This is a genomic window from Caenimonas sp. SL110 (assembly GCF_001044395.1).
Taxonomy (GTDB): Bacteria; Pseudomonadota; Gammaproteobacteria; order Burkholderiales; family Burkholderiaceae_C; genus Ramlibacter.
On record NZ_JANU01000039.1, the window covers coordinates 71,308 to 95,999 of the forward strand.

General features: G+C 63.8%; 20 protein-coding genes. 4 read left to right on the plus strand and 16 right to left on the minus strand.

Going from position 1 to position 24,692, the window contains the following annotated elements; genetic code table 11:
• Nucleotides 1-17: 17 nt before the first annotated feature.
• From fabF to AQ12_RS17370, 8 genes are all read right to left on the minus strand, one after another.
• On the minus strand, nt 18-1,271 hold the full coding sequence (fabF, locus tag AQ12_RS17335; RefSeq protein WP_048441206.1) for a beta-ketoacyl-ACP synthase II: 1,254 nt from the start codon (nt 1,269-1,271) through the stop codon (nt 18-20).
• Between the two features lie 10 nt (nt 1,272-1,281).
• The gene (gene acpP, locus AQ12_RS17340; protein WP_048441207.1) at nt 1,282-1,521 is read right to left on the minus strand and encodes an acyl carrier protein; all 240 of its coding nucleotides are present in this window, start codon (nt 1,519-1,521) and stop codon (nt 1,282-1,284) included.
• A 109-nt stretch (nt 1,522-1,630) separates the two neighbouring features.
• Nucleotides 1,631-2,374, minus strand: a complete 744-nt coding sequence (gene fabG, locus AQ12_RS17345; RefSeq protein WP_048441208.1) for a 3-oxoacyl-ACP reductase FabG — start codon at nt 2,372-2,374, stop codon at nt 1,631-1,633.
• Nucleotides 2,371-3,321 (minus strand): ACP S-malonyltransferase, encoded by a 951-nt coding sequence (gene fabD / locus AQ12_RS17350; RefSeq protein WP_048441209.1) that lies wholly within the window; start codon nt 3,319-3,321, stop codon nt 2,371-2,373. The genes fabG and fabD overlap by 4 nt, the downstream gene beginning before the upstream one ends.
• A 37-nt stretch (nt 3,322-3,358) precedes the next feature.
• Nucleotides 3,359-4,336: a beta-ketoacyl-ACP synthase III gene (locus AQ12_RS17355; RefSeq protein WP_048441210.1), complete on the minus strand. Its 978-nt coding sequence runs from the start codon at nt 4,334-4,336 to the stop codon at nt 3,359-3,361.
• Between the two features lie 5 nt (nt 4,337-4,341).
• Nucleotides 4,342-5,391 carry a phosphate acyltransferase PlsX gene (gene plsX, locus AQ12_RS17360; protein ID WP_048441211.1) on the minus strand — a complete coding sequence of 350 codons (1,050 nt, stop codon included), beginning with the start codon at nt 5,389-5,391 and terminating at the stop codon, nt 4,342-4,344.
• A gap of 80 nt (nt 5,392-5,471) precedes the next feature.
• Nucleotides 5,472-5,654, minus strand: coding sequence for a 50S ribosomal protein L32 (gene rpmF / locus AQ12_RS17365; protein ID WP_048441212.1), 183 nt, complete (start codon nt 5,652-5,654; stop codon nt 5,472-5,474).
• Nucleotides 5,655-5,768: 114 nt separating this feature from the next.
• The gene (locus AQ12_RS17370) at nt 5,769-6,320 is read right to left on the minus strand and encodes a DUF177 domain-containing protein (protein WP_048441213.1); all 552 of its coding nucleotides are present in this window, start codon (nt 6,318-6,320) and stop codon (nt 5,769-5,771) included.
• Nucleotides 6,321-6,346: 26 nt separating this feature from the next.
• Here AQ12_RS17370 and AQ12_RS17375 point away from each other — a divergent pair, with 26 nt between their 5' ends.
• Nucleotides 6,347-6,952 (plus strand): Maf family nucleotide pyrophosphatase, encoded by a 606-nt coding sequence (locus tag AQ12_RS17375; protein ID WP_048441214.1) that lies wholly within the window; start codon nt 6,347-6,349, stop codon nt 6,950-6,952.
• A gap of 12 nt (nt 6,953-6,964) precedes the next feature.
• Nucleotides 6,965-7,720 (plus strand): SAM-dependent methyltransferase, encoded by a 756-nt coding sequence (locus tag AQ12_RS17380; protein WP_048441215.1) that lies wholly within the window; start codon nt 6,965-6,967, stop codon nt 7,718-7,720.
• A gap of 22 nt (nt 7,721-7,742) precedes the next feature.
• On the opposite strand, the gene AQ12_RS17385 is transcribed toward AQ12_RS17380, so the two are convergent.
• The 3 genes from AQ12_RS17385 to AQ12_RS17395 are packed head-to-tail and all read right to left on the minus strand — an operon-like array spanning nt 7,743 to nt 9,809.
• On the minus strand, nt 7,743-8,747 hold the full coding sequence (locus tag AQ12_RS17385; protein ID WP_048441216.1) for a S49 family peptidase: 1,005 nt from the start codon (nt 8,745-8,747) through the stop codon (nt 7,743-7,745).
• Between the two features lies 1 nt (nt 8,748).
• Nucleotides 8,749-9,114 (minus strand): Rieske 2Fe-2S domain-containing protein, encoded by a 366-nt coding sequence (locus AQ12_RS17390; protein WP_048441217.1) that lies wholly within the window; start codon nt 9,112-9,114, stop codon nt 8,749-8,751.
• Nucleotides 9,115-9,140: 26 nt separating this feature from the next.
• The gene (locus tag AQ12_RS17395) at nt 9,141-9,809 is read right to left on the minus strand and encodes an HAD family hydrolase (RefSeq protein ID WP_048441280.1); all 669 of its coding nucleotides are present in this window, start codon (nt 9,807-9,809) and stop codon (nt 9,141-9,143) included.
• Nucleotides 9,810-9,934: 125 nt separating this feature from the next.
• Here AQ12_RS17395 and AQ12_RS22250 point away from each other — a divergent pair, with 125 nt between their 5' ends.
• Nucleotides 9,935-15,691: a tetratricopeptide repeat protein gene (locus AQ12_RS22250; protein WP_053076781.1), complete on the plus strand. Its 5,757-nt coding sequence runs from the start codon at nt 9,935-9,937 to the stop codon at nt 15,689-15,691.
• On the opposite strand, the gene AQ12_RS17405 is transcribed toward AQ12_RS22250, so the two are convergent.
• Nucleotides 15,638-16,654 (minus strand): RluA family pseudouridine synthase, encoded by a 1,017-nt coding sequence (locus AQ12_RS17405; protein ID WP_082151658.1) that lies wholly within the window; start codon nt 16,652-16,654, stop codon nt 15,638-15,640. The two genes, AQ12_RS22250 and AQ12_RS17405, sit on opposite strands and share 54 nt — an antisense overlap.
• 498 nt (nt 16,655-17,152) lie before the next feature.
• Here AQ12_RS17405 and AQ12_RS17410 point away from each other — a divergent pair, with 498 nt between their 5' ends.
• Entirely contained in the window at nt 17,153-20,488 is a 3,336-nt protein-coding gene (locus tag AQ12_RS17410; RefSeq protein ID WP_048441218.1) for an Rne/Rng family ribonuclease, read from the plus strand.
• A gap of 149 nt (nt 20,489-20,637) precedes the next feature.
• Here the strand turns inward: AQ12_RS17410 and AQ12_RS17415 are convergent, their stop codons facing one another.
• The 4 genes from AQ12_RS17415 to hemC are packed head-to-tail and all read right to left on the minus strand — an operon-like array spanning nt 20,638 to nt 24,636.
• Complete coding sequence (locus AQ12_RS17415) at nt 20,638-21,891, minus strand: heme biosynthesis HemY N-terminal domain-containing protein (protein ID WP_048441219.1); 1,254 nt, start codon at nt 21,889-21,891, stop codon at nt 20,638-20,640.
• Nucleotides 21,892-21,896: 5 nt separating this feature from the next.
• Nucleotides 21,897-22,967 (minus strand): uroporphyrinogen-III C-methyltransferase, encoded by a 1,071-nt coding sequence (locus AQ12_RS17420; RefSeq protein ID WP_082151659.1) that lies wholly within the window; start codon nt 22,965-22,967, stop codon nt 21,897-21,899.
• The gene (locus tag AQ12_RS17425) at nt 22,964-23,737 is read right to left on the minus strand and encodes a uroporphyrinogen-III synthase (protein ID WP_048441220.1); all 774 of its coding nucleotides are present in this window, start codon (nt 23,735-23,737) and stop codon (nt 22,964-22,966) included. Before AQ12_RS17425 ends, AQ12_RS17420 begins: the two co-directional genes overlap by 4 nt.
• Nucleotides 23,734-24,636, minus strand: coding sequence for a hydroxymethylbilane synthase (hemC, locus tag AQ12_RS17430; protein WP_048441221.1), 903 nt, complete (start codon nt 24,634-24,636; stop codon nt 23,734-23,736). The genes AQ12_RS17425 and hemC overlap by 4 nt, the downstream gene beginning before the upstream one ends.
• Nucleotides 24,637-24,692 lie beyond the last annotated feature (56 nt).

Sequence of the window (24,692 nt, forward strand, 5' to 3'; positions counted from 1 at the left end):
GGATTTCAGGACAGCTGCTACTGGAGGCGCTTGAACACGAGTGTGCCGTTCGTGCCGCCGAAGCCGAAGTTGTTCTTCACTGCGATATCGATCTTCATCTCCCGCGCCTCATTGGCGCAGTAGTCCAGGTCGCACTCGGGGTCCTGGTTGAAGATGTTCATCGTTGGGGGACTCTTTTGCTCGTGCAAGGCGAGTACGGTGAAGACGGATTCGATTCCACCTGCGCCACCGAGCAAATGCCCCGTCATCGACTTCGTGGAATTCACCACGAGCTTCCTGGCGGCATCGCCAAAGGCTGCCTTGATCGCATTGGTCTCGTTGAGGTCACCCAGCGGTGTCGATGTGCCGTGCGCGTTGAGATAGTTCGCCTGGTCCATGTTGAGACCTGCATTGCGCATCGCATTCACCATCGAACGGCGCGGGCCGTCGATATCGGGTGCCGTCATGTGAAACGCATCGGCGGTCATGCCGAAACCGACCAGCTCCGCATAGATCTTCGCGCCGCGCGCCTTTGCGTGCTCGTACTCTTCGAGAACGACAACGCCAGCACCCTCACCGAGAACGAATCCGTCGCGGTCCTTGTCCCAGGGACGGGACGCCGTGGCGGGATCGTCATTGCGCGTGGAAAGTGCACGAGCGGATGCAAAGCCGCCAATACCCAGGGGGGAGATGGCGGCCTCGGAACCACCGGCGATCATCACGTCCGCGTCACCTGCCTGAATGAGGCGGGCAGAAAGACCGATCGCATGCAGGCCGGTTGTGCAGGCCGTGACAACGGCGATGTTGACGCCCTTGAAACCATACTTGATCGACACGTGACCGGAGATCATGTTGATGATCGAAGCCGGCACGAAAAACGGGGAAATGCGGCGCGGTCCGCGATTGGTAAGCTCGGCGTGCGTGTGCTCGATCATCGGCAAGCCACCGATGCCCGCACCGATGTTGCAGCCGATGCGGGTCGCTTCCTCCTCGCCCAGCGCATCGCCGGTGGGAAGTCCCGAGTCAGCAACGGCCTGGCAGGCCGCAGCCATCCCAAGATGGATGAAGCGATCCATGTGACGGGCTTCCTTCTCGGGAATGTAGTCCCCGATATTGAACCCCTTGACCTCGCCGGCAAACTTGCACGCAAAGTTCGACGCATCGAACAATGTGATCGGGGCAATGCCCGACTTGCCCGCCAGCAGGTTAGACCAGGACTCGCCCACCGTGTTGCCCACGGGGCTCACACAGCCCAGTCCCGTAACGACGATCCGGCGTCCGGTTCCAGTCATCGGCAATCCGTCAGGCCTTCTGGTGCGTGTTCGCGTAGTCGATCGCGTTTTGCACCGTGGTGATCTTCTCGGCGTCCTCGTCGGGAATCTCGATGCCGAACTCGTCTTCGAGCGCCATCACCAGTTCCACGGTGTCAAGGGAGTCTGCGCCCAGATCTGCCACAAAGGCTTTTTCACTGGTGACCTGGGACTCTTCCACGCCGAGTTGCTCGGCGATAATTTTTTTGACACGTGCTTCGATATCGCTCATGGTTCCCTCAGAGGGTTGTAAATGAATCCGCGATTTTAAGCTGCCCACGCCTTGGATTTCTGTAGGCCAGCACCGGGCGGATCAACCGGTGGGGAAAATCAATGCATCGTCACATGTACATGCCGCCGTTGACGTGTATTTCTTGTCCGGTTACGTAGCCGGCCTGCGGCGATGCCAACCATGCCACGGCATGTGCAATGTCGGCTGGCTTGCCCAGGTGCCCAAGGGGGATCTGGCCTAGCAATGCCTTTTGCTGCTCTTCGGGCAGGCTGGCTGTCATGTCGGTTTCTATGAAGCCGGGTGCAATGCAATTGACGGTGATGCCGCGGCTGCCCAGCTCCCGGGCGAGCGATCGGCTCATTCCCGCGACGCCGGCCTTCGCAGCCGCATAGTTCGCCTGCCCCGGATTTCCTGACGCACCGACCACCGACGTGATGCTGATGATGCGGCCGTAGCGCTGCTTCATCATCGTGCGCATCACCGCGCGACTCATCCGGAACACGGCCTTCAGGTTGGTGTCGAGCACCGCGTCCCAGTCGTCGTCCTTCAGGCGCATGGCAAGCATGTCGCGCGTAATGCCGGCGTTGTTTACCAGAACCTGCAGGCCGCCGTGCTCCTTGGCGATGGCGTCGATCACGGCTTCGGCAGCCTTTGCATCATTGACGTCGAGGGTGGCTCCCCTGCATCCCGCGTACGCCGACAAAGCAGCCGAAATCTTCGCGGCGCCGTCGTCGGTGGTTGCAGTGCCGATCACCTTCAGGCCGCGATGCGCCAGCTCCAGCGCGATGGCAGCGCCGATCCCACGGGAGGCGCCGGTGACCAGGGCAACCTGCCCTTCAAATTGGATACTCATTGAACCAGGCCCTTCACTTCGGCCAGCGACGCCGGATCGAACATCGCTGCGCCTGTCAGCTCCCCATCAATTCGCTTGACCATGCCCGCCAGCACCTTGCCCGGACCGCACTCGACAATCGTCGTGATGCCACGTGCCTTGATGGCCTGAACGCACTCGACCCAGCGCACGGGGCCAAAGGCCTGCGCGTAAAGCGCCGCGCGAATGCGGTCAGCATCGGTCTCGACCTTGACCTCGATGTTGTTGATCACCGGAATTTGCGGTGGCGAGAAAGACGTCGCAGCCAGTTTCTCACGCAGTTTTTCAGCCGCCGGTTTCATGAGGCTGGAGTGAAAAGGCGCCGAGACGGCCAGCGGCAGTGCTCGCTTGGCGCCGTTGGCCTTGAGCACCTCGCACGCCCTGTCCACTGCCGCCTTGCTGCCGGCAATGACCGTCTGCGCCGGATCATTGAAATTCACGGCCTCGACGACTTCCGGGGTGCCGGGCCCGAAGCTGCGAACAACTTCTGCGCAACCTTCAATGACCTTCTCGGCGCCCATGCCAAGGATGGCAGCCATCGCACCCGTGCCCACTGGCACCGCCTCCTGCATCGCCTGCGCCCGAAACCGCACCAGCGGCGCGGCCTGTGCGAGTGTCAACACACCAGAAGCAACCAGCGCCGAATACTCACCCAACGAATGACCGGCGACAACCGAGGGAACTGAACCGCCTTCAGCCAACCATGCGCGATAAGCGGCGACGCCAGCTACCAGCATCACAGGCTGCGTGTTCGTGGTGAGGCCCAGCACTTCCTTGGGCCCAGCCTTGATGAGCTGGCCAACGTCCTCACCCAGCGCGTCCGATGCTTCCCTGACAGCTTCCGTGACCGCCGGATGGTCGCCCCATGCGTCAAGCATGCCGACGGATTGGGAGCCTTGCCCCGGAAAGACAAATGCGAACGGTTTCATGAATGGAATGTGATTTGGGTTGGGGGCCGGGACAACGCTAGAAATCAACCAGCACCGCGCCCCAGGTGAAGCCGCCGCCCACGCCTTCGAGCATGAGCGTGTCACCCTTTTTGATCTTGCCACTGCGCACTGCAGCATCGAGTGCCAACGGAATCGAAGCGGCTGATGTGTTGCCATGCTGGTCCACCGTGACAATCAATTTGTCCAATGGGAGCTTCAGCTTCTTCGCCGTGCCCTGCATGATGCGGATGTTGGCCTGGTGCGGGATCAGCCAATCGATATCTTCTGCCGTCCGGCCAGCTTTGGCGAGCGTTGCACGCGCGGCATCCTCCAGCACGCCGACCGCGAGTTTGAACACGGCCTGGCCATCCATTTTCAGGAGCGGGTCGCCCATGACTTTGCCACCAGAGACCGTTCCCGGGACGCACAGGATGCCGACGTGCTTGCCATCGGCGTGAAGGTCGCTGGCCAGGATGCCCGGTGTGTCGGAAGCCTCGAGCACCACGGCACCAGCCCCGTCTCCGAAAAGCACGCAGGTTGTCCGGTCGGTGAAATCGAGAATGCGCGAGAACACTTCCGCGCCGATAACCAGCGCCTTGCTGGCTGCACCTGTCTTGATGAGGGAGTCGGCCACCGTCAGCGCATACACAAAGCCACTGCAGACGGCCTGCACATCAAATGCAGCGCAGCCGGCAATGCCGAGCTTGTTCTGCAGGATGCACGCCGCCGATGGAAACACCATATCCGGCGTCGACGTCGCAACGATGATGAGGTCTATCTCACCTGCGGCGATTCCCGCCGCTTCCAGCGCGTTGCGTGCTGCTTGCGCACCCAGATCGCTGCTGGTGACATCGGTCGCTGCGAAGTGCCGGGCGTGAATCCCGGTTCGGTCGACGATCCACTGGTCTGACGTTTCGACGCCGCTTGCCCCAAGTTCGGCCGCAAGGTCGGCATTCGTCACGCGGCGCGGCGGCAGGTAGCTGCCAGTGCCGGTAATTCGCGAATATCTGTTCATGTAAGTCAGGTGACGACGGCATCGGCCGTTGCTTGGGTCTCTTCACTGGCTGCCAGCAAGGGCCGCGCATGGGCGATCCGGGCCTGCACACGTTCCAGCAGCTTGTTTCGGGCCGCATCATACGCCCGGTTCAAAGCCTGCTCGAAAGCAAACTCATCTGCAGAGCCGTGACTCTTGAAGACAAGCCCCCGCAGGCCCAGCAATGCAGCTCCATTGTATCGACGGTAATCGACCCGGTTTTTAAACGCAGATAGGATGGGATAAGCAGCAATTGCCGCAATTTTCGTCAATGCGTTACGGGAAAACTCTTCCTTGAGGAACCCTCCGATCATTGAAGCCAGGCCTTCGCTGGTTTTCAGCGCGACGTTTCCGACAAAACCGTCACACACCACGATTTCGGTCGTTCCCTTGAAGATATCGTTACCTTCGACGTTGCCGTAAAAATTGAGATCGCCATTGTTGGCGGCAGATCGAAGCAATTCACCTGCCTTTTTGATCACTTCGCTACCCTTGATGATTTCCTCACCAATGTTGAGCAGACCCACGCTGGGCGACTCCACATTGTTCAGCGCAGAAACCAGGGCGGACCCCATGACCGCAAACTGCAGCAGATGATGCTCCGTGCAGTCCACATTGGCGCCGAGGTCCAGCACAGTGGTAGACCCGCCTTTGGCGTTCGGCAACGGAGATGCAATGGCTGGGCGATCAATGCCGTCTTCAGTCTTCAGGAGATAGCGAGCCAGCGCCATGAGCGCGCCGGTATTGCCCGCTGAAACGGCGACCTGCGCGTTGCCATCCTTGACCTGCTGGATCGCGACGCGCATGGATGAATCTTTTTTTCGCCGCAATGCCACTTCGACGGAGTCATCCATGGCAACCACTTCGGTCGCTGCGATGACTCGAGCGCGGGAGTGCTTGAAAGCGGCCAGCCTGTCGGCTGCACCCACCAGAAGCAGTTGGGCTTGCGGGTGATGATCCAGGAAATTCTTGCAGGCGGCGAGTGTGACGACAGGGCCGTGGTCACCACCCATGCAATCGACGGCCAGAGTAGTCATGGCACTAAATGTAATCGCGACTGACAAATGAAAAGGCCCGCACTGCGAGGCAGTCGGGCCTTAATCGATGCCTGTCAGGTTCAGGCGTCGTGCTTTGTTTTGAGCACCTTGCGGCCACGATAAAAGCCGGTGGGGCTGATGTGGTGGCGAAGATGGATTTCGCCGGTGGTCGGCTCGACTGCAATGCCTGGCGTCACCAGGGCATTGTGCGAACGGTGCATGCCGCGCTTGGACGGCGATTTCTTGTTTTGCTGGACGGCCATGATGGGCTCCTGGATTCAAGGCCCAGTGCCATGAAACATGACGCAAGGGCGGTTGGTTGGTGATTGCTGGGCGAAGCCCGCGATTATAGCCCACCGTCTCCCGCACGGCCATCACTAGCCCTTCTTGACCCCGGACTTGAGCGTCTCCAGGACGGCAAACGGGTTTTCCCGCGCGCCCCCAGCCTCCTCAAAACCGTCATCGACTGCAGACAATTGCACGCTTTCCGGGCAGATTTCATGGAACGGGGCGATTGGCATCTCCATCAGGATTTCGTCCTCGATGAGCTCCACCAGGTCGAAAGTCCGGCTCAGCGCGAGCACGTCTTCTTCCGACTCGTCATCCTGCGTGGCGGCGGTTTCCTCGTCGGCGACAAAGCGAAAGGACCGGTCGAAAGCAATGGGCACGTCCACCGGGCCCATGCATCGCTGGCAGGTCAGGGGCAGCTCGGTCGAAGCCTTCAGATGCAGCCAGACCTGCGGATTCACGTGACCAGGGTTGCGCAACTCCCCTTGGGCGCTCCAGGCCACCTGCGAATCGACTGCGCGACCTTGCGTTTCCGCAAAAATGCGCGCGAACTCGCGCACCGGGACTTCACCGTGGAGTGACGATCCATCTTCCGCAAAAGACTTCACATCGAGCCGACCTGCCGAGAACTGCCTTGTCATGCGGCCCAGTGTAAGAGAATCGAACGATGCCTGAAGCCGCCACCATGCCCACCAACCGCTCCATCGTGCTGGGTTCGAGCTCCATTTACCGCCGTGAGCTGCTGTCGCGCTTGCGATTGCCATTCGAGGTCGCAGTGCCTGACGTGGACGAATCGCCACTGCAAGGCGAGTCGCCGCGCGAGCTGGCCTTGCGGCTGGCGCGCGCGAAGGCTCTTGCAGTCGCAGCACGATTTCCGGATGCGGTCGTGATCGGGTCGGACCAGGTCGCAGATCTGGAAGGCGAGCCACTGGGAAAACCCGGCAATCACGCCAACGCAGTTGCCCAGCTCGGACGAATGAGCGGCCGCAGGGTCGTCTTCCAGACGGCGGTCGCGGTGGTTTGCAGCGCTACCGGGTTTGAGGCGGTCGACCTTGCGCCGGTCGAAGTGCGTTTTCGCGACCTCGGCGCTGCCGAGATCGAAAGTTACCTGAGGGCAGAGCAGCCCTACGACTGCGCAGGCAGCGCCAAGAGTGAAGGCCTGGGCATTGCACTGCTGGAATCGATCGAAAGCGACGACCCCACAGCGCTGGTCGGCTTGCCGCTCATCCGCACCTGCCAGATGCTGCGCGAAGCCGGCATCCGGCTGTTCTGAATTCAGCCCCCCATGCCACACGGCAAACTCTTTCTCGTCCCCGCGCCCCTGGATTTCGGCACCGGCTCACCGGGGCCCCTGTCGGGCGTGATGCCCGACAAAACACTGCACACGGCCTCGCTGGTCACGCACTGGATCTGCGAAAACGCCAAGAGCGCGCGGGCTTACCTCAAGCGCATTCATGAGGTTCATCCGCTCGCGCTGTCCCTGCAGGAGCAGTCAATCGTTGAACTCCCGCGCGAGGTGCACAAAAAGGGCGACCACGGCGGCGAATTCGATGCGCGACCCCTGCTTGCCGCAGCCCTGCAAGGCAGGGACATGGGACTGCTGAGCGAAGCCGGAATGCCTGCAGTGGCCGATCCGGGCTCGTCGGTCGTGCGCGCCGCTCACGACCTCGCCATCGACGTGGTGCCGCTGGTGGGTCCGGTCTCGCTCCTGCTGGCGCTGGCTGCCAGCGGATTGAACGGGCAGAACTTCGCCTTTGTGGGCTATCTGCCCCAGGATGCAACGCAGCGCGCCCAGCGCATTCGGGAGCTGGAGGCGGCGGCGTTGAAAGGACAAACCCAGATGTTCATCGAGACGCCCTACCGCAACCTCGCGATGTGGGAAGCGCTCGTGAAGACGCTGCAGACCCAGACCCGGCTTGCCGTGGGCAGCGCCCTGACGCTGCCAGCCGAGGTCACCGCAAGCCGCGCGGTGAAAGCATGGCGGGGCGCCCCCTGCCCGGTCGCCAACGATACGCCCGCCGTCTTCCTGATTGGCCGCTGAAGGGCCGGCCCGGCTACAGCAATCAGCGAATCGCCGGAATTGCCTTGAGGGCGCGCACGGCACCTTCGCCGATGGAAGCGCCGAACTTCTTGGCCAGCCGCTCTGCCACATTGTCACGACGGGTGTAGTCCACCAGGTCTTCGGCCTTGACCACTTCGCGGGCCACATAGTCGAGATTGCCCAACTGGTCGGCCAGACCCATGTCCACGGCCTGTTGGCCGGTCCAGAAGAGGCCGGTGAAGAGCTCAGGTGTTTCCTTGAGGCGCTTGCCACGGCCTGCCTTGACGGCATCGATGAACTGCTTGTGAATCTGGTCGAGCATCCCCTGGGCGAACACGCGGTGCTTTTCGGTCTGGGGGCTGAACGGGTCGAGAAAGCCCTTGTTCTCGCCGGCCGTCATCAGGCGGCGCTCGACGCCAAGCTTGTCCATGAGGCCGGTGAATCCGAAGCCGTCCATCAGCACGCCAATGCTGCCCACGATGCTCGCCTTGTCGACGTAGATGCGATCGGTGGCTGCTGCGATGTAGTAAGCCGCAGATGCGCACGACTCCTCGACCACTGCATAAACAGGCTTCTTGTACTTGGCCTTCAGGCGGCGGATTTCGTCGTTGATGATGCCGGCCTGCACCGGGCTGCCACCGGGCGAGTTGATGAGCAACACCAGCGCCTGCGCACCGGTGTCCTCGAATGCGCTGCGCATGGCGGCGACCACCGTCTCGGCGCTCGCATCGCTGCCCGAGGCGATCTCGCCCTTGATCTCGATGACGGCGGTGTGGGGCAGCGACTTGTCGGTGCTCGCGCCACGATGCATCAACGACCAGAACAGCACGACAAAGAACAGCAACCACGCCATGCGCGTGAACAGGCGCCAGCGGCGGTTCGTGCGCTGCTCTTCCAGCGTCGCAAACATGAGCTTTTCGAAGGTGGCGCGCTCCATGGCCAGGAGGCGTTCGGTTTCCCGTGCCGCAGCAGATGCCTGCGCGTGCGGCTCCTCCGGATAAGTCGCCGGAGGCTGTGTATCTTGCATGTCAGAACTCGATCGGTTTTAGGTTGTAGTCAGTATGCCAGTGCACCACACCCCCGTGTTCCGAGAGGATGATGCGAACAAGCCCTCCGCGGCAGGGCCCACTGGCACATTCGCCCGTGTCGGGCTGGTACACCGCGCCGTGCGTGCTGCAAAGCAGCCATCGGCCAGAGTCGTCGAAGAACCGGTTGGGTTGCCAGTCCATTTCCATCGCCACGTGCGTGCAGCGGTTGAGGTATGCATGAACCTGCCCCTGCCAGCGCACAGCAAACGCCCGGCAGGTCTGGCCGCCATAGGAAACATCAAACGGCACGGCCATGCCGCCATCTGCCAGATCGGTCGAACTGCAAAGGGGAATGACTTCTTCCATGGGGCTATCGCAGGCGCTGGGGATGGTCACGCATTTTCAAGTAGCCAGGCCCGCAGTTCGCTGACGCGGTGCGCGACGAACAACGGAGAAAGCGCATCGAATGCAGCGGGTTCGTGCGCGCCATAACTCACGCCGACAGACGCGCAACCGGCGTTCACGGCCATCTGCAAATCGTGCGTCGTGTCGCCGATCATGAGTGTGCGCTGCGGTGTGCAGCCGAACTCCTGCATCAGCTCCCTGAGCATCAGGGGGTGGGGCTTGCCGGCGGTTTCATCAGCGGTGCGCGAGCCGTGGAACCGGCCCTTGAGTTGCACGGTGCGAAGCGCGTCGTCCAGGCCGTGGCGCGACTTGCCCGTGGCAACCGCCAGCAGGTGCTGCCGGCCCCGCAGTTCGTCCAGCATTTCCAGCACGCCGTCGAACAGGACCAGGTCGTCCTGGTGCTGCGCGTAATAGTGCCGATAGCGCTGGCCCAGTTCAGGGTGTTTTTCCCTGGGCACGTCAGGCGCTGCGTGAGCCAGCGCCTGCGATAGCGCCATGCCGATGACATAGGAGGCGGCCTCCTCGGTCGGCTCGCGTCCGCCCACGTCGACCACGGCGCGCTGTATGCAGCGCACGATGATCTTCGTGGAGTCGAAAAGGGTGCCATCCCAATCGAATGCAATCAGGTCGAAACGGCGGGGGCGCGGCTGGGTCATGACCTGATTATCAAGGGCGCGCTGTGGCAGCGCTTGCAGGTATAAAGATGCAGCCATTGACACCGCCCTTGAAAAAAGCCCGACCGACCGCCCCGACCCCACAAGCAATTGCAACGGACCAGGCAATGAACCTGCTTGCGGGCGCGACTTCAGCACTGCGGGGCGGCAGGTTCGAGCAGGCCCGAGCAGCGTGCCTGAACGTGCTGGCCGATGACCCGGCAAACCCGCACGCCTGGCATTTGCTGGGCGGCGTGTTACTCCAGTTGGCCGACTTTGCAGGTGCGCAAGAGGCATTCCTGAAGGCGCTGGCGCTGCGCGACGACCCGCTCTTCCACCTGAACCTGAGCCGGGCGCTCCGGGCGCAAAAAAGACTGGATGCCTGCGAGAAGGCCCTGCGGCGCGCAATCGAGCTTGCGCCAGCCGCCGTTGAGATGCGGCACGAACTCGCTGACGTCCTGTACCGTGCCGGCCGATTCGAAGCGGCAGAAGGCGAACTGCGCAAGGCCATCAGGCTCAGCCCGCCATTTGCGCAAGCCTGGTTCCTGCTCGGCCACGTCCTGGGGCGTCGCGGGCGAGTGCGCGAGTCTGAACAATGCCATCGCAAAGCCCTCGAACTGGGACTCGCCACGGCGCAGTCCTGCCAGGGGCTGGCCGTCGCCTTGCATCGCCTGCGCCGCTGGGACGAAGCCGAAGCCATGTTCCGCAAGGCGCTGGCCCTCCAGTCCGACTTCGCAGCCGCCCTGAACGGCATCGGGACCTCCCAACGCGAGCGCGGCCAATTCCACGAGGCGGAAAGCGCATTCAGGCGTGCGGTCGAACTGGAGCCGGACAATTTCTGGGCCCTGAACAACCTGGGCATCGTGCTCGCGGACATGGGCCGCCGCGAAGAATCTGAAGCGGTCGTGCGGCGCGCCCTGGCGCTGCGACCGGAAAGTGGCGACTTGCAGCACGACGCCGATGTGCTGCTCAACATGGGAATGCTGCTGCTGTCGATGGGCCGGATGCAAGAAGGCTGGCCCTACTACGAAGCCCGGCACAAGCCGGACCTGTTCGATGGATCTATCCGTTCACCCGGCTATGCGTTTCCCCAATGGGCGGGCGAGCCTCTTGAAGGCAAATCGCTCATCGTCTGGAGTGAGCAAGGCCATGGCGACACCCTGCAGGTCGTGCGCTACGTGCCCATGCTCAAGCAGTTGGGCGTATCGAAGCTGACGTGGGTTTGTGGCGAACCACTGCGCGAGCTGATGGCAGCCGTGCCCGGCATCGACCAGGTGACGACAAGAGACACCGCTGCGCAGCCGCACGACTACTGGTGCTACGCGATGAGCCTGCCCATGCGCATGGGGACCACGCTCGAAACGATTCCCGCCCAGCTTCCTTACCTGCGCGCAGACCCGAACAAGGTGAGGCAGTGGCGCGACAGGATTCCCACAACGGGCATCAAGGTCGGGCTGGCCTGGAAGGGTTCGGCCAGCCATATCAACGACGCCCGCCGCTCGCTTGCGGGCCTGGCTGATCTTGCGCCCCTCTGGTCGATACCGGGCATCACCTTTGTGAGCCTGCAAAAAGGCGCGGGCGAAGACCAGGCGGTGAACCCTCCGCCGGGGCAGACCATCGTGGCGCTCGGTCACCTGTTGCAGGATTTCAGCGACACTGCTGCCGTCATTGACCAACTCGACCTGGTCATCGGTGTCGACACATCGGTGATTCACCTTGCAGGTGCGATGGGCAAGCCGACCTGGGTGATGCTGCCTTCGCTCGGCGTGGATTGGCGATGGCTCATTGGCCGGGACGATTCGCCGTGGTATCCGGGCACGATGCGTCTGTGGCGAAATGACGATCAACGCATTTGGGCGCCACTCGTGGAGCGCGTCCGAGCGGCGCTGGAACAATTTGCGAATGACCGTGCGGCAACGTCTATGAAACCCGTCCCTGCAATTGCTTCCCCCGTCGCAGAAGAATTCAAGGCCGCATTTGCTGCCCACCAGGCGGGGCGCGTGGACGAAGCGAAGGCCGGCTACGAAAGAGTCCTGCAAGCCGATCCCTCCCACGCCGATGCCTGGCACCTGCTGGGCGGCGTGATGCTGCGCGAAAAACGCTACGCCGAGGCCGAGCAGCACATGCGCAAGGCACTGTCGCTTCGCGAAGACCCGGTGTTCCTGAACAACCTGGGCCAGATGCTGCACTCGCTGCGACGCGTGGCGGATGCCAGGGCTGTCTTTCACCGCACCCTGGAGATCGACCCACACAATGCCGACGCGCATCACCTGCTGGCGGTGCTGCTGCTGCAGACCGGCAAGGTCGATGAAGCCCTGGCCGCACTCAGGGCGTCGATCGACTCGCAGGCCGACAACCCATCGACCCATCGACTCCTGGGCCACCTGCTGGAGCATTGCGGTCGCTTTGACGAATCGGAAGCCGCGCTACGCAAGGCCGAAAGCCTGGACCCCGATTCACTCGATACGCAGCTGTATCTTGGCAACACCTTGAACAACGCGGGCAAGCTGCCTGAGGCCGAGGCAGCCTACCGCCGCGCGATCGCGTTGCGGGACGATTCGGCGCCGGCCCACCACGGCCTTGGACTCGTCCTGCAGAAGCTGGGCCGCATGGACGAGGCCTGCGCTTCGTTTTCCCGCGCGATCGAAATCAGGCCCGACTTCGGCGCGGCAATCAATGGCCTTGGAATTGTCTTTCTGCACCGGGGCAAATTCCAGGAAGCCGAAGCCGCTTTCCGGCGCGCCCTTGAACTCTCGCCCAACGACTTCTGGGCCCACAACAATCTTGGCGTCCTGCTGCAACACACCGAACGCCGGGAGGAAGCGCAGGAGCGGTTTGCAAAGGCGATGAGCATCAAGCCGGGCCCGGACCAGCGCCTCAACGTCGCCATGCTGCACCTGGGCGACGGCCGGTTTTCCGAGGGCTGGGAGCTGTATGAAGCGCGGTTTGAAGCGCGGGCCGACTTCAAGACCGGCAAGCCCGACCTGCCCTTTCCGATGTGGCAAGGCGAGCCCCTGAACGGCAAGAAGCTGCTGGTCTGGCCGGAGCAGGGTTTCGGCGACATCATCCAGATGGCCCGATATGCACCCATGCTGCGTTCACTGGGTCTGGCGCGCCTCACCTGGGCCTGCGGCAAGTCACTGCGGCCGTTGCTGCTCCAGTTACCCGAGATCGATGAAGTCGTGGACCCGAAAGCAGCCCAGGCAAGCCATGACTACTGGTGTTACGCGATGAGCTTGCCGCTTCGCCTGGGCACCGAACTCGAAACCATTCCTGCGAAACTGCCCTACCTGCAGGCGCCACCAGACCGGATCGCTCCCTGGAAATCCCGCTTGCCCAAAAAAGGAGTGCGGGTCGGCCTGGTCTGGAAGGGCTCCAAGGTCCACAAGAACGACCAGAACCGTTCGCTGCCGGGCCTGGCTGCACTGGCATCGCTGTGGACGGTGCCGGGCGTCTCTTTCGTCAGCCTGCAAAAAGGCGCTGGCGAAGATGAAGCACTGAGCCCGCCCGAGGGCCAGCCGATCACTGCGCTGGGCAAACTGCTGCGGGACTTCGGGGACACGGCTGCGGTGATTGCCGGACTCGACCTGGTGATCGGCGTGGACACGTCCGTGATCCACCTGTCGGGCGCAATGGGCAAGCCGACCTGGGTGATGCTGCCCTCGTTCGGTGCCGACTGGCGCTGGCTGGTCGATCGTGAAGACTCCCCCTGGTATCCGGGCGTGATGCGCGTGTTTCGCGACAAACGCGCGCGCGACTGGGCGCCACTGATAGCGCGGGTGCGAAGCGAGCTGGAGCAATTCGTGCGCAGCAAAAAGCGTCCGCCCCCGTTCGTCCTCACGCCTGTGGGCGCCGCATCCGCGATTGCCAGCATCGACTCCGAAGAGGTGACGCCGGAAGTGCCCCTGTTCAAGCTGGTCATCACGTCGGCCATAACGACGCCCGCACCCGTTCCAGCACCAACCACCGCCGAAGAAGTCGTGCGCCTGGGCAATGAAGGCAGCCGGCTTCGCAAACTCGGCAAGACCGTCGAGGCAGAAGCTGCGTATCGCCGCGCACTCGACCTCGATCCGCAGCACGTCGAGATCGCTTTTTCGATGGCCAACCTGCTTCGCGCGCAGGGCCGTCACATCGAGGCCGAGGCGTTCTACCGACAGGTCATCCGGCTCGCACCCCAGCTTGCGAAGGCACACAACAATCTCGCCGTCTTGCTGCGTGCGATGGGACGCAGCGACGAAGCACAGGCGTCCTATCGCAAGGCCATCGAAACAGCGCCGGACTACGCCGAAGGCCATGCCAACCTGGGTAACCTGCTCGTCGCGTTGGGGCGCGAGGACGAAGCCGAGCAAAGCTATGAGCGAGCGATACAGGTAAGACCCGGCTTCGCCGCAGCTCACAACGGCCTGGGTGCCCTCTACATCCGGCAAAAACTCTGGCCGCAGGCCGAAGCGAGCATCCGGCGGGCGCTGGAGCTGCAGCCGGACCATGCCGATGCGTGGAACAACCTGGGCACGGTGCTGCAGGAATCCAGGCGCCTGGCCGAATCGGAGATGGCGTACTCGCGCGCGCTTGAACTCAAACCCGATTTTGCGGATGCAAGCAACAACCTGGGCACCGTCATGCAACGCGCAGGCCGCATCGACGACGCTGGCCAGGCCTACAAGCGCGCGATGGAATTGAAACCGAACGATCCGTCGTACGCCAACAATTTCGCCACCGTGCTCATGGACTGGAAAAACTGGGCCGAGGCTGAAGCGGCCTACACCCGCGCGATCGCGCTCAAGCCCGACTATGCCGATGCACACAGCAACCTGGGTGCGCTCTTGCTGCAGGTCAATCGCGTGGACGAAGCGCAAGCGTCGTTCAGGCGCGCGCTGCAGGTGCAACCCGACCTTCCCGAAGCGCGCCTGAACCTGGGTGTGCTGTTGCTGGGTCAGGGTCGATTCGAAGAAGGTTGGGAACACTACGAGTACCGCCATTCGAATCTGCTCAAGAACGCTGTCATGGCACAAGAGAAACTGCCGGGCCGCGAATGGAAAGGTGAACCACTCGAAGGCAAGACGTTCCTGATCTGGCCTGAACAGGGATTTGGCGATTCGATCCAGTTCGCGCGATATGCGAAGCAGTTGAAGGCACTCGGGGTCAAGCACCTCACGCTCGTTTGCCATCAACCGCTCAAGGCCCTGCTCGAAACGCTGGAAGATGTCGACACGGTGATTTCGGACCTGCGCGAAGTGGGCGAGTACGACTACGGCGCGTATGTCCTGAGCCTGCCGATGCGATTCGCAACCAACGGCGCCAACATTCCGGCCGCGCTGCCCTATCTGCAGGCGGACCCCGATCGGGTTGCGAAATGGAAGCCACGCCTGCCCGTTGCCGCAAGGCGGATCGGCCTCGTCTGGAAGGGCGCGAAGGGGCACCGCAACGACAAGGCCCGCTCGTTGCCATCGCTGGCCAGCCTGGCGCCGCTGTGGGCCGCTGCTGACACAGCGTTCGTGAGCCTGCAAAAAGGACAGGGCGAAGATGAAGCGCTCAATCCACCAGCAGGGCAACCCATCACGGCACTGGGCAGCGAAGTACAGGACTTCGCCGATACGGCGGCAATCATCTCGCAGCTCGACCTCGTCATCTGCGTGGACACGTCCATCGCCCACCTTGCAGGCGCGATGGGCAAGCACACCTGGGTGCTGCTCCCTTCCATAGGCACAGACTGGCGCTGGCTGACCGAGCGCACCGACTCGCCCTGGTATCCCGGCGTCATGCGGCTGGTGCGCCAGTCCACGCCGGGCGACTGGACGACCGCCATACAGGAGGTCGCCGATGCGCTGAAGTCAGTGGTCGCCAGCAAACCCCGCAAGACCGGGCGGAAGCGGCGAGGAGAGTGAAACCGGCTCACCCGTCGCAGGATGGGTGAACGTCAGCTTCCAGGCGTGCAGAAACATGCGCTTCAATCCCGCCTTCTGCAGCGCCTTGTTCAATTCGAAGTCGCCGTACTTGTCGTCGCCCAGTATCGGGAAGCCTTGTGAAGACAGGTGAACGCGGATCTGGTGGGTGCGGCCGGTCTTGATGGTGACTTCAAGCAGGGAGGCTGCGCAAGAATCACCCTCACCCCGACCCTCTCCCGCTCGCGGGAGAGGGAGACGAATCCGCTGGGCGACTTTGACCAGTGTGATCGAACGCATCCCGTCCGGGTCGCCCTGCGCCACCACTTTCACCCGGCGCTCTCCATCGGCCTGCAGGTATTTGTGCAGCGGTACGTCAATCACCTTCTTGTTGGCGGGCCAGTCGCCTGCCACCAGCGCGAGATAGGTCTTGCCGGTCTCGCGTTCCCGGAACTGGTCTTGCAGGTTGGTGAGCGCTGACCGCTTCTTCGCGATCAGCAGGATGCCCGAGGTTTCGCGGTCCAGCCGGTGCACCAGCTCCAGGAAACGGGCAGCCGGACGCGCCCGGCGCAATTGCTCGATCACGCCAAAACTCACACCGCTGCCGCCATGCACCGCCACACCCGCAGGCTTGTCGATGGCCATCAGGTGCTCATCTTCGAACAGCACCGGAAACTCACGGCCTGGCACGACGGCCTCGGCCTTTTCAGCGACCCTCTCGGAAATCCGGACCGGTGGCAGCCGAACCTTGTCCCCTGCCGCGACGCGTGTATCGGCCTGGGCGCGACCCTTGTTCACGCGCACCTCGCCACTGCGGATGATCCGGTAGACGTGGGTTTTGGGCACACCCTTCAAGTGCCGGATGAGGAAGTTATCCAGCCGCTGGCCGGCGGAATCTTCGTCCACATCCAGCCATTTCACCTGTGCACTTGCGGGGACAGGATCGCCCCCTATAATGTGTTTCACTAGCGTAACGCTGTAAGTGGTTGATTTGCCTTGGAGTTTAGTCCACGCACTCACCACGGGCACGCTGGAAGGTCGATGCCGCCATCGCGACTGAAGAAGTCGATGGCCAAGCCGGCACTTTGAAACATTTCGGAATATGAGTACGCCAAACCAAGATTTGGCGGACGGAACGAAGCGAGAACTCCTGTGTTGATGGCGATCCTCCTTGCATGCTGGCGGTGGCTTATGGGCCCTGCTGATGTGCCAGTGTCGCCGCTGGTTCGCCTAGCGTGGACCCCACACATCGCGCCACTAGCAGTGGCCACCCGGGCGCGCCCACGCGGCGCACCGCCTCTCGCCTTACTTCACGCCCCACTCCTCGCCCTGACACCACGCCAGCCCGGCTAACCGCCCGGCTGCTGCGTCGCGCCATCGCGATTCCTTCTCGTTTCAAAGCCGCCTGCAGGCATCGTTGGCCCGTTTTCGGGCCGTGATGTTTGAAAAGAAAAAGGTGACGCTATGAAGCGGATGCTGATCAATGCGACCCAGGCGGAAGAACGCCGGCTCGCCATCGTCGATGGACAAAAACTCCTCGACTACGAAATCGAAATCGAAGGGCGCGAACAGCGCAAGGGCAACATCTACAAGGCCGTCGTGACTCGCGTCGAGCCTTCGCTCGAAGCCTGTTTCGTCGACTACGGCGAAGACCGCCACGGGTTCCTGCCGTTCAAGGAAATCTCCAGGAGCTACTTCGCGCAAGGTGTGCCGGTCTCGCAGGCCCGCATCAATGACGTGATCAAGGAAGGCCAGGAACTGCTGGTCCAGGTCGAAAAGGAAGAGCGCGGCAACAAGGGCGCAGCCCTCACGACCTTCGTGTCGCTGGCCGGCCGCTATGTCGTGCTCATGCCCAACAACCCGCGCGGCGGCGGCGTCAGCCGGCGCATCGAGGGCGACGACCGGGCCGAGCTCAAGGAGAACATGGACCAGCTGGAATACCCGAACGGTATGTCCATCATTGCGCGCACCGCCGGCATCGGCCGCAGCGCACCAGAGCTCCAGTGGGACCTGAATTACCTGCTCAAGCTGTGGAACGCCATCGAAGGCGCGTCCAAGGGCGGCAAGGGCGCCATGCTGATTTACCAGGAATCGAGCCTGGTGATCCGCGCGATCCGTGATTACTTCAATCACGACATCGGCGACATCCTGATCGACACCGACGACATCTATGACCAGGCGCAGCAGTTCATGGCGCACGTCATGCCCGAGCACGCAGCCCGGGTCAAGCGCTACCGCGACGACGCACCGCTTTTCTCGCGCTTCCAGATCGAGCACCAGATCGAATCGGCCTACGCACGTGAAGTGAAGCTGCCGTCCGGCGGCGTGGTCGTGATCGATCACACCGAAGCGCTCGTCTCCATCGACGTGAACTCGGCCCGCGCCATCAAGGGCGGCGACATCGAAGAGACCGCCACCCGCACCAACCTGGAAGCCGCCGACGAAGTCGCGCGCCAGATGCGACTTCGCGACCTGGGCGGCCTGATCGTCATCGACTTCATCGACATGGAAGAGTCGAAGAACCGCCGCGAAGTCGAAAACCGCCTGCGCGACGCACTGCGGCAAGACCGCGCCCGCGTGCAGTTCGGCACCATCAGCAAATTCGGCCTGATGGAAATGAGCCGCCAGCGCCTGCGCCCGGCCCTGTCCGAAGGCGCATCGATTCCCTGCCCGCGTTGCGGCGGCCACGGCCACATCCGCGACACCGAAAGCTCGGCGCTGCAGATCCTGCGAATCATCCAGGAAGAGTCCATGAAGGACGGCACGGCCGCAGTTCATGTGCAGGTTCCGGTTGAAGTCGCTTCGTTCCTGCTCAACGAGAAGCGCCCTGAAATCTCCAAGATCGAACTCAAGCAGCGCCTGAACGTGATCATGGTGCCCAACAAGACGCTGGAAACGCCGAACTACCGGCTCGAGCGCCTGAAGCACGACGACCCGCGCCTGGACAACCTGCAGGCCAGCTATGCCATGGCCGAGGAAATCGAAGATCCGACGGCCGTGACGCGTCGCTCGCATGAGCGCACCAACAAGCAGGAGCCCATCATCAAGGGCGTGCTGCCGGACGCTCCTGCTCCCGTCGCAGTGCCCCGGCCTGAAGTCGTGAAGGTCGAGACCCCAGAGGCCATCAAGGCTGAACCCGCCGCAAAGGCACCGGCCGCCGCACGCGCTCCTGCACCAACGCCTGCGCCGGCTCCTGCCGAGACCGGTTTCATGGGCTGGCTCAAGGGCTTGTTCGGTGGTGCACCGGCACCCGCTGCAGCACCTGTTGCCGCGACTGTTTCGGATGCAAAGAAGCCGGAGCCGCGCGACGGCCGTGGCGGCCAGGGCGGCGAGCGCCAGGGTGGACGTGGCGACAGCCGCCGAGGCGGTCGTGGCGGTGAGTCCCGGGGCAATGGCCAGGGCGGCCAGGGCGGCCAGGGCAGCCGTGATGGCGAGCGCCAGGGTGGACGCCGTTCGGACGGACGCAATGAAGGACGCACCGATGGTCGACGCCCTGAGGGCGAGCCAAGGCGCGAACGCGTCGCAGCCGAAGGCGACAACCAGCAGCAACAGCGCGCAGGCGAAGGCCAGCGCCAGCGCGAAGGTGGCGAACAACGCCGTGACGGCCGTGGCGCAGAGCGCCAGGATCGTGGCGGCGAGCGCGGCGGTGATCGGGGCGAAGCCGGACGCGAGCCGCGCGAAGCACGCCCCCCGCGCGAGGCACGTGAGCCCCGCGAAGCGCGAGGTGACCAACGCGAGCCGCGCGAGCCACGTGAGCCGCGCGAACCCCGCACCGACGCTCGCCCGGACAACCGTGGCGAGCGACGCGATGACCCGCGCCAATCTTCCGAAGGCGTGATGCCAATGGACCCGCAGGGAACCGAGGCACAGGGCGAGCAACGTACAGACCGCGCACCGCGTGGTGATGGACGCCGTGAACGTGGTGGCCGTGGCGGCCGTGGCGGCGATCGCGGTCCACGTGACTCGGCGCAGCCCAACAGTGCACAAGAGGCCGAGGTCTCCGCACTCGCAGGCGCTTCCGGTTCAGTCGGAACCATATCCGAAGTGGGCGATTTCCAGGCACCTGCGGCAAACGCGGTGATGGAGTCGCACACCCACCAGGACGCCGCGCGACCTGACGCAGCCACCGGCGAAGAGCAGCCACGCGAGCGGCGCTCCCGCGACCGTTATGGCCGCGATCGCCGCGAGCGTGGTGACCGCGCACCGCGCGAAGAAGGTGCTACTTCACAGCTCGACGCTGAGCAACGTCCTGCCGATGCAGCCGAAGCAGCTCCGACCGGCGAGCGCCTGCGCTACCCGACCGGGTTCGCCAACGAAGATGCGTCGCACGCGCCGGCCCCAGAGGCGGTGCAGCAGGCAGAGCGCCCGGCTGCTCCTGCCCGTGAGGAGGCAGACGTCGAGCCGGCACGCGAGGCAACCCCCGCGCCGCGTGAGGCGATTCAAGCACCTCGCAGCCCAGTGCAAGCACCTGACCGTGCGGCCCCTGCACCGATCCAGACCCAGCCCCAGACCCAGCCGAAGAGCGGCATGCCCGTCGTGTCGAAGTTCGATCTTCCGGTTTCGGACCTCGCGCAAGTTGCGCAGGGCTCTGGCCTGGAGTGGGTGAACTCTGACGCCCAGAAGATCGCAGCCGTGCAGGCCGCGATCGCAGCGGAACCCAAGCCGGCGCATGTGCCGCGCGAACGTGCTCCGGCAGTCGTCTCTGAAGACGGTCCGCTGGTGCTGGTGGAAACCAAGCGCGACCTGCGCGACATGAAGCTGCCGTTCGAGCAGCCCCAGCAAGGGCAATTGCCGCTGTAAGGTGATGACATGCCGGACTTGATCCGGCATCCACCGCGCAGCGGCGTTGCGCCTGATTGACGATGGATTGCGGATCAAGTCCGCAATGACAGAAAAAACTCCCTGCCATGCAAGCCCCGGATCGATTCCGGGGCTGCAATTCATCCGGCTTACTCGGTAGCCGCGCGCTTCCAGGCCTTCGCGGCTGCGTCTTCATCGCCCCGCTCTTCCGCCAGTAACGCCAATGCGCGCCACGCGTTGCGGTGGAGGCGCACGTCACGCAGGCCCATCGCGGCCTGTCCCATGAGTTGCTGTGCCTTGCCCCAGAGCTGGCGCTTCATGCAAGCCATGCCCGCAAGGTATTGAAGCGTGGCATCTCGCGGGTTGGCTTGCTGCGCTGATTCGATACGAGCCAGCCAGGCTGCGTCCAGCGTATCGAGACCGGCTTCCAGCGCCTGCACCAGCTTCACCTTCACGGAATCGCCCAATTCGGCCTGGCGCTCCCACACCGGCGCGAGCCAGTCACGCGCCAACGCCGAATCCCCGCCCAGCGTCGTGAGCCGCTGCGCGGCATGCACGGCGAGTTCAGGCATCAGTCGCTCGGAACCCTCCAGCGAATTCCACGCGCGCTTGAGCTGCGCGACATCGTGCGCAGCATTGAGCAAGTCGATAGCGAGTCCGCGGATGATGCTCTGCGCAGCGCCGGCTGAAAACGCACGGTGTTTTGCAAGTAGTCGCGCTGTTTCCATCGCATCGGCCGAACGACGCGCCAGACGTGCCGCCTTCAGCTTGATGCGCAGGGCGATCGTGCGGCGCGACGCACCTTGCGACAGGCTGTTCAGCCACGTCATCGCGGCATCGGGTTCGCGATCTTCGAGCGACCAGCGCGCCGCACGCATCAGCGCGCCTTCGTGCGTTTCGATGGCGTCGCGCGCAGAGCTTTGCTCCAGCGCCTGCGTCAAATGCTCTTCGCGCGAGGGCCTGTCCTGCAATGCCTGTGCGCTTTCTGCGGCCAGCAAGTGTGCGAGCGTTCGCAGTTGCGTACCGTGAGGCACGCGCTGTCCCGCAGCATCCAGCGATTTCTCCTGGGCGAGTGCAACTTCAGCTGACTTGCGCGCACGGATGAATCGCCCTGCGAGCAGGTGTGACATGCCATCCAGAAAGGATGCATGCATCGCACGTTCCCTTTGCTGCGCGCGCCACCGCATGGCCTGCCTGGGCAAGTCGAACAATGCCGACAACGCCCCCAGGGCCAGGTGCAGCAGCACGAAGGCCCCGACCAGCAACAACAGCACCAGGTTCAATGAAAAATCGACACGGTACGGCGGCCAGTACAGCGTGATCGTGCCCTGGTTGTTGCCGGCGAACAGCGCCACCGCAACCGCGATGGCGAACAGGAGGAGAAGCCAGATGGCGGCGCGCAAACTGCTTACCTTCCCGCAGCTGCAGTGGCAATGACTGCCAGCGATTCATCAATGCGCGGCAACTCGACCACGCGCAGCTGCGACTGCATCTGCTGCAATTGCGCCACCGCCGCCTGGGTCTTTCGAGATGACGGATCGAAATATTTGCGCAGGGCCTGCACGGATGCCTCGACGTCGGTGCGCGCCGACTCCACCTGGCGCGAAAGCAGCGCCAGGCGCGCATTGAGCAGTCGCAGCTTGAGGTTTTCGCGCAGGAAGAACGATTGCTCGGGTGCCAGCAGGACGGCCTCAGGCTGGTCGATGCGGTTCACGCGCACGAGGCTGCGCGCTTCTTCTCGCAGGTCGTTCAGCGCGCGCTCCCACCACTGGGCCGCGCTGGTGACCTCGGCCTTGCGCGGAATCGGCGGGGGCGCGTTGCTCACCGCATTGGCCAGGGGCATGTCGTCAACTTGCCGCACCAGTTCGTCGAGCTTGACGAGCAGCCCGGGGATATCGGTGGTGCTGGCGGTGCGGATGCGGTCCATGTCGCGTCCGACGGCACCCCGCACGCGCGACAGGCGCGGCTGGCCCGAACGCTCCAGGCGCTGGTCGGCGGCGCGCAATGCCGACATCAGCGGCTCCACGCTGCCGGTGGCAAGCGCCTGCTGCTGCGCAAGCCGCAAGGCCGCCTCGATATCGACCAGGACGTTCTCATCACGGGAGCGCGACATGCTCTGCACGAGCTCCTCGACCTGCGAGCGCTGCATGGCGACTTCGCTGAGTTTGGTATCGGTCAGGGCTTGCCGCGCCGCGGTCTCGCGTGCAATTTCCTGCGCCTGCCGCGCCAATGCGCGCGCCTCGATGGCATTGGTTCCGGAGTCCTGGCTTTGGCGCGCGAGCTGCTCCTGGATGTTGGAGAGTTTTTGCCACAGCACCAGGCTCGTGCCCAGCGCCAGCGCTGCGAGGCCGAGCATGAGATAGAGCGCCCCACGCGAGACCAGCACACCGGCCGGGCGCACGATGGCGGCAGGCTCGGCGACCTCGATCGCCTGCACTGCTGTCGAGGTTGCGGGCTCGGTGCCGGGCTCTTGAGTCATCGCAAAGATTCTAGGGCCGCGCTCACTGCATCCATGTCAGGACGTGACTCGCAAACAACACCGAAACCGGCACTGCGCGCAGCTTGTGCAATGCGTGGATGAGTCGCAACGGCTCGCGACGACGACCAGTCGTGCCCGGGCAACAGCGACTGGAGATTGGCGATCGCCTGCGAGCTGCTGAAGAGCCAGACATGCGCCTGCCCTCCTGTGACCAGCGCCGAAATTTCAGCGCCCAGGCGCGGAGCCCCCCGCGCATAGGCCACGACGGTTCGAACATTCGCCCCTGCCGCTGCCAGCTGGCCCGACAGCCAGTCACGCCCTGTACCGTCAGCATCCGCGCCGCGAACAATCATGACCTCGTCGCCCTTGCGGACACCGGACGACACCAGCGTCCAGAGCGTTTCCGAATCGAACTGCGCCGAATCCGCGTCGGGCGATGCGATGAGCGCCTGGGCGACGCCCTCATCGATCAGGGCCTGGCGCGTACCCGGCCCGGTCGCCCAGGCCTGCAGGCCCTGCGGCCACTCCAGCTTGTGTCCCGCCTCACCAAAGAAATGTCGCACTGCGTTGCCGCTGACAAACATCACAGCGCGGCAAGTCGCCAGCGACGCGCGGGCGGCGTGCAGCTGCTGTGGATCAGGTGCAGGAAGAATATCGATGAGGGGCAGCGCCACCGCATCGAATCCGCGCTGGCCCAGTTGGGCCACCCAGCGGGGCGCCTCGTGCCCGGGGCGGGTGACGATGACGCGCACGGCGCGGGAGCCCGTCAACGCGCGCCAGCGGCTTGCAGCTTCGCCGCCACCTCAGCGCCCAGGTCCAGGGCGGCGCGCTGGTCGGCCACTGCCGAAGCGGACTGCACGCGGATCAGGGCGTCGGCGCGCTCAGGGTCGCCCCAGGCCGCGCGCAATTGCAGGTGCTCACCCGACCAGATCGCGTGCGCCGCCAGCGGCATCGAGCAACTGCCGCCCATCGCGCGGCTCACTTCACGCTCGGCGGTAACAGCGAGCCAGGTGGACTGGTGCGCCAGCGGCTCCAGCGCATCAAGCAGTCCCTTGTGACCGGACCTGATTTCAATTCCCAGCGCTCCCTGGCCTGCAGCGGGCAACATCGCCTCGGGCTCGAACACATGGCGGATACGCGATGCCAGGTCCAGCCGCTTCAAGCCAGCAGCCGCCAGAACGATGCCGTCGTACAACCCCTCGTCGAGCTTGCGCAGCCGTGTATCCAGGTTGCCACGCAAGGGCTCGATCTGCAGGTCCGGGCGCAGCGCGCGCAACAGCACCACGCGGCGCAAGCTGGACGTGCCCACCACCGCACCCTGCGGCAAGGCCATCACGTCGGCGTACTTGTTGGAGACAAATGCATCGCGCGGATCTTCGCGCTCCATGACGCAGGCCAGCACAAAACCCTCGGGCAGTTCCATCGGAACGTCCTTGAGCGAATGAACGGCCAGGTCTGCGCGGCCTTCCTGCAGCGCGACCTCGAGCTCCTTGACGAACAGCCCCTTGCCGCCGACCTTGGACAGCGAACGGTCCAGGATCTGGTCGCCGCGCGTGGTCATGCCCAGCAACGAAACCTCATGACCGCGTTGCTCCAGCAGCGATCTGACATGCTCTGCCTGCCAAAGTGCGAGGCGGCTTTCGCGGGTGGCGATGACCAGCTTGCTCAATCTCGTAACCTGTCTGTAATGGGTGGGGGGTTGTCGATGCTAGCATGTGCGCTGCT